The organism is Bacillus sp. GMs2/2 (assembly GCF_050172095.1).
Classification (GTDB): Bacteria; Bacillota; Bacilli; order Bacillales; family Bacillaceae_G; genus Bacillus_A; species Bacillus_A cereus.
Map to the genome: position 1 here is coordinate 1 of NZ_JBNLYE010000226.1, position 6,645 is coordinate 6,645.

The following is a 6,645-nucleotide window of genomic DNA, read 5'->3' on the forward strand; positions in this document are numbered from 1 at the left end:
GCTCTTCCGATCTTATCACTATTTTTTGCTGGTTTCCATGCAATAGAAACTGGTTTGGTACCATATGCTTTGTGTTTGTCTTTTGCTGACTGTTGAGCCCTCGCTCTAGTTCCCTTTCCAATATACCTATATCCCTTTTCGAAATCAATAACATACGTCCCTGGTTTTTTCTTTATGTTATTAAGTCTTTTTACATTTTCTTTATCTATACGCATTGCTTTTCTTGCTGCTTTAAATACTTTAAGCTTTGGACCACCTATTGCACCTTTAGCCGCAGCCATAGCAATTCCCTTTGCGCCTTTTCCTGCTTTATATGCACCATATCCATCGTAAATTGCAAAACCAGCATTAATTATTAACGTTGGTGAATGACCATCTGGATCCGTCATCATCGATGGATTATTATCCGCGTACGTATAACCATTCTGTGTAACAGGATCGTCATCATCACCTGGGTCAGGATCTATCGATACGAACACACCATGGTCTGGATTGTAATAACGTGCCATCAGATAATACATTCCAATTTCTTTATCATACATGTATCCTGCATATCCAAATGGATTATCTGCTGCAATACCTTTTGTATCACTCTTTAATACATTACCCCATGCATCGTATTCATATGTTGCTACAACTTCTCTGTTTTGATCTGTCATCGCAACCACATCACCACGAGGATTATAGTGATAGTATAACGTTTGTCCTTTTGACTTCATTGCCAAACGTGAACCGTCTACAGAGTATACATATTGACGAAGAACATTGCCATTTCCGTCTGTCTCATATAATGGACTAATACTATCTCCATTATAAAAGTAGCGTGTTACTTGACCATTTACACTCTTTTCAATACGACGATTATCGTCATCATATTTATAAGTTGCGAATGCATTGCTCTCACCTTGTTTTGTGATGGCTACAAGTTGATCATCTTCGTTCCATGTATACTTGTACTTTCCATCAGATGTACGATTTCCATTCGCATCATATGTTAATGATTCATTTCCGAATTTGACAAGCTGATTTCCTTCATTGAATGTTGCCGCTATAGATTTTGTTTCTTTTCCATTCTCTACAACTTTCACACTTGTACGGTTTCCAAATCCATCATATGTGTATGATTTAGTTGTTCCGTTTGGTAATGCCTCGTTTAATAGTTGGTTAATCGGGTCATATACAAAGTTTGTTTCCGTTACTTTTCCACCCGCACCTTCATGTTTAATCTTCGTACGGTTACCTGCTTGATCATATTCATATCGTTCAGAAAGAAGAATACTGTTTGATGTACCGACTACTAAATCTTTAATTTTGTTCGCATGGTCATAGTTGAAGGTAGAACCTGAACCATTACCAGCTGTGTACGTACGAACATTTCCTTGATCATCATAATCAAATCGATACGTTTGCGAACCGTCTGTCACACGTATGTTTTGATCTAACGTGTTGTAGTCATACGATACTTTATTTGTGTATCCACCTTGCGTTACTGTTTGTTCTTTTAATTTTTCTGTCTTACTGTTTGCTTTGTCGTGATATGCCCAGTCAACTTTTCCGCCTCGGCTATCTGTTGCACTTGTAACGCGGTCAGCCTTGTCGTATGTTTTCGTGCGTTCTACACCATTGACAAGATCTTTTACTTTCGTAACTTGTCCATTTTGATCACGTTCAAATGTAAATGAATCTTTTCCGTTGCGCTTTTCACCAACGACACGATCTGCTGTATCATATACAGATTCTAGAATAGAGCCGTTTGGCATTTTTGTTTTAATCTTGTTTGCATTTTCATCGTACGTATTTTCAATACGACGGTTTAACGCATCGATATATACTGTATTTTTATTATCTACATCATATTCATATTTGTGTGTTTGTGTTTTCCCACCAAACATGACAGATTTTTCTGTTGTGTTTCCATTATGATCATAACGATAATTTACAGAGGTACCATTTTTTAATGTAACCTTTGTTAATAGATTATCTTTGTTGTAATCATATAATTTTGTATTTCCTTTTTCATCGGTTTCACTCTTTTTATTTCCTGATGCATCGTATGTGAATGTATTTTTCTGTCCTTCTTCATCATACATAGCAACAACATTTCCATCGTTGTCGTACTCATTTTTTATAAGAGCGTTTCCTTCTAATAGGCGTATATCATCAAACCAAACTTTCCCTTTATTCTCTCTTCTAAAGAGCATATAAACTTCCATACGTTTAATTGGTTTAGTGGCAGGGATTACAACCGCACTACGATTCCAATCATTTGTCCCACTTGGGAATTTCGCTTGGAAATTTTCCCCACTACCATCTTGATAATGTACATCTGCCCAAATAGAGTAATCTCGAGAGAGTTTATCTGGTGCAGTATTTTCTACATTTACTGATTTAGACATTCCTGTTAGCGTAATTGGTTCTGCTTTTTTCTGATTTATAGTGATATGCTTGCCATATCCTACATCTGAACCACCATATTGGCTACGCTCTAATACAATAGATGAATGTCCCGTAAAGCTCTCTTGCTGAGAAACATCTTTCGGATCACAGCTTGTTCCATCTCCTCGAATCCAACCTGGCATACAGCCATTTCCCGCCATATTTTCTAAACTACTATTTTCAATTGGGTTAAAGCTAGAAGAAACTTCACCTTTTTCTAGTTGAATCTTATCAAACCAGACAGAACCGCTCGTAGCAGAACCGCCATTTTCTACTTGTAAATAGATTTTTACTTTTCTCGTTTGTTCTGATGTTTTAAAAGTAATTTGACGGTTAACCCAATCCCTCGTTCCTTGAACTTTATTGTGACGAGTATCATGCCATCCACCATCTACACCAGCACCGTTTTCATTTAATAACTGTACATTGAAGAAAGCTGCACCATTGGCTAAATCCGTTTTCATCATACCGCTTAACGTATACGTTGTATTTGGTTCTAACGTTACTTCTTGAATTGCAGCAATATAGCCCCAATCATTATTCGTTGCTTTTGTTGAAATTTTAAGTGATGATTCTCCGCCCAGACCACCTGGTGCTGATGTTGCATCTTTTGTAATAGATCCGGAATTATTCACATTTACTGGTACCCATTTTTCCGTACCATTCATTTCAAAGCTTGGATTTTGAATCAGGTTTTCTCCTGTTCCCAGCTCTCTAGTTGTCGCAATTGGATTTCCAAACTGATCATACTGCATGAAAGATGATGTATTTGCTGCTTGGTCTGTTTCAGATACTTCTGTATTTGCAGCCTTATAAGCAACTGTTGTTTCACGATTTTCGTTATCTGTCGCTTTTATAAGCCCGTTGTCTTTATTGTACTCAAACTTTTCTGTTCCCATTTCATCAGTAACAGAAGTTACATTCCCATTACCATCATAGGTCGCTGTTTCTGTTTGATTTTTAGGAGTTGTTGTTTTTACTAGGTTATTTGCATTATATTCATACGTTGTCGTTAAATTTAGACGTCCAGAATCTTCAACTGTTTTGACTGGGTTTCCAGCATCGTTATACGTATAAACAGTTTTACGTCCTTTAGGATTCGTTAACGTAACTTCCTTCGCATCTGTATTATATGCTAATGTCGTAGCTTTTCCTAATGGGTCCGTTACTTTTACTAATCTATTATTCTCGTATGCATACGATGTTTTATATGGTTTGGCATCGGTATGTTGCGGATCATAAATAGATGTTAGTAATCCATTATCATATCCGTATTTATATACTTTCCCTTCTGGTGTTGTAGAAGAAACGAGTAAATCTCCATCATATTTAAATGTAATCGTCTTGCTATCTGGGCCGATTACTCTTGCTGCTTTTTTATTATTTCCATCATATTGTACGACTAACTCTTTACCAGAAGCATTCTTTACTTTTGATAAACGTGATTCCCCATCATACTCATATGTCGTCGTATTTCCGTATTTATCTTTTGTATACTCGATACGCCCTTGTGCATCTCCAGATTTATAGAAAGTAACCGTTTGGTCTTTATCTTTTATTTCATATCCGCCTGATACTTGTTTAATTTCTAAATATATACCTGTAGGAGCTTGATACGTATTATCTCCCGTTCTAGTAAAAGTAATATTTGCGCCATCGGCAGAAATTAATAGTAGGTTTCCATTTCCTTCAGCCAAAATTCTTTCTTCTAATCCACTAGACCACCCTGTACCAAATAAACCTACTTTTTTACTTTGACTATTATACGTTCTTTCTACTGATACATCCGGTCCGCGCCCTGATAACGTAATATCTTTTTCACTCATGATAAAGTTACCATTTGTAGCATTCACTGTGCCATTTAGTACCGGAACTGATGCCCAGTAATCAAACATCCCTATAAACCCAAAGTCTTGAGCAAATTTAGGTACAAACTCATGCGAAATTTCACTTTCAGCATGTCCGGCTTTACTATACGCTGTTACACGGAACCAATAATTTTTAAAGCCAGCATAAATTCCGCCAGAATTTTTATACACAGGTGATGGATCAACTGCTAATTCTGCACCTTTTTTATCATGATGAAGTAAATATTGGCCTTTTGCAATTTCATCTTTCGTTGGCCAAATTTTCTCATTTTGCGTTGTCCAATTTGTTTTATTTCCTACATCGAACGCTTCGTAATCTTTTCCGTTATAAATCCAAACTTTATAGCCTGCAGCCGCTGGAACTGCATCCCACTTTAATGTGACATATCCTGTTTCTTTATCTGTCGCATTAATGTAGGCCGATCCATCTGGCTTTTTCACTTGTTCTAATGGAATAAATGGAACTATTTCATCTGAAAGTGGACTATCCCCAAACGGATACTCTGCTACAATACGAATCCAGTAGCTACTTCTTCCGCTATAATCCCCGTACGGACCTCCTGACTCGTAAGCATTTTTATATATTTGTCCTGGGTTAGTAGGCGCTTCTGCACCTTTTCCGTCATCATGTATCCAGTAACGCCCTTGTGCAATTTCTTCTGGCGTCGGAAATATTTTTTTATCTTTCGTCGTCCAGCTTGTCACATTCCCAACAGGAATATATTCATAATCATATCCATTAAAAATGGCAACTTTATAACCTGTTGCTCCTGGAACTGCGTCCCATTGTACATTGAAGTGACCTGAACCACTCCCACTCCCATTTGAGTAAGCTTGTACTCTTGGCTTATTCGGTTTTGAGTAGGAATATTTCACTTCCAAGAATGGTGCATTCGTTCCATTTTCAGCTGCAATGAATTTCTTCCAATGGTTTTGACCATTACCATTTGCATGTAGCTTAAAGCCATTGTTTTGTCTCGCGCCTTCTACCCATGCTTTTACTGTGTTAGTTACATTAAACTTCGCCAATTGTCCTCTTGTTACATCAGCATGTGCAATATTATTTGAACCAGGTTTATTATTCCAATTTAAACTACCTTCATTCCAGGCACTCGTTACTTCATCTAACCAAACACCATTTGGTTGATTCGCATAATAATGCCAAATGGTATGTACATTGAATGTTGCACTTTCAATATTTGCACCTTTAAAACTCGAAACGTCTGGTCTAATAAATGCAAAGTTTGTCCCAGATGACCCATCATAATATCCTACTTTTAACGTATAAGCATTTTAACCAGCATCCCAAAGCTTTCCTCCTGAATAATTGACAGTTGGATATGCACTTGAAGCATATGCATTATCAAAATCCTTCAACTGAACCGAAGGGTCTACATATACCGGATATTTTCGCTCTGGTGCTTGTAACCACTGTGGATCTGCAGTAACAGTTAATGTATATGTTTTTTCATCTTTCTTCTCAATATTGTAGCGAACTGCATCTGACGTTACAGCCTCGCCTGATTGCTGGTCCACATTGGAATCATTCATATATGGTTTCGGCAATGTGAATACTTTTTCTTTTTTCTCATCTTGGAAGTCGATTGAACCATCTTCCTGTAAGCTAGGTGTTAAATCTGTTTCTAATGCAAATGTAAAAATGTGGTGTCCTGTATACTCACGTAATACAAAATCTTCTTTTACATTTTCATTGAATGTCGTACTCTTTAAATCAATATTTGGGAAGACCCCTTTATACCATACTGTATTATTTTCATGTGTTGCAGTGACTGGTGATGGCTTCATTTCACCTTTTTCACCATTTGCACTTATTAGTTTATACTGAATAGTATGATCTTTTACTTTAAATTGAACGTACTTTCCATCTTGTGTCGCTTTCTCGAACTCTGGTTCTAATGTTGTATTTTCCGTTACAATTTTTTCATTTGGTGCTTCTACTAATTTTGGTGAAACCTCTTCTAGCTTTCCATCTTTCTCTGCATGAATCGGTTCCGTATATACCCTCTTTGTAAAAGTACCATCATTGTTATCAAAAACCTTTTCGGTTTCCGTTCTTTCTTCTACAATCTCAGTCGGACTCGCCTGTGCTTTAGCCTTATCCTTCTTTAATTGATCTGGATGTGGAGCTGGTAATTCCTGCTCCTCTTTCTTTTCCACTTCTGGACTTTGTTCTGAATTTGGAGATGGTGTAAACGGTGGTGCCGTTTCTGCCAACCCATTCAGTGGTATAGAAGTAACAATTAATGCAACTACGATAAGTTGTATTAAATACTGATACCACTTCCTTTGTTTCTTACCTTCCATAAACTCACCTCACTGA

The 6,645-nt window shown here is 37.1% G+C and carries 1 pseudogene; it reads right to left on the reverse strand.

Annotated elements, in window-relative coordinates:
- Positions 1-6,629, reverse strand: a pseudogene (locus ACQGS6_RS20725) (DNRLRE domain-containing protein); the annotation flags it as partial.
- Positions 6,630-6,645: the final 16 nt, after the last annotated feature.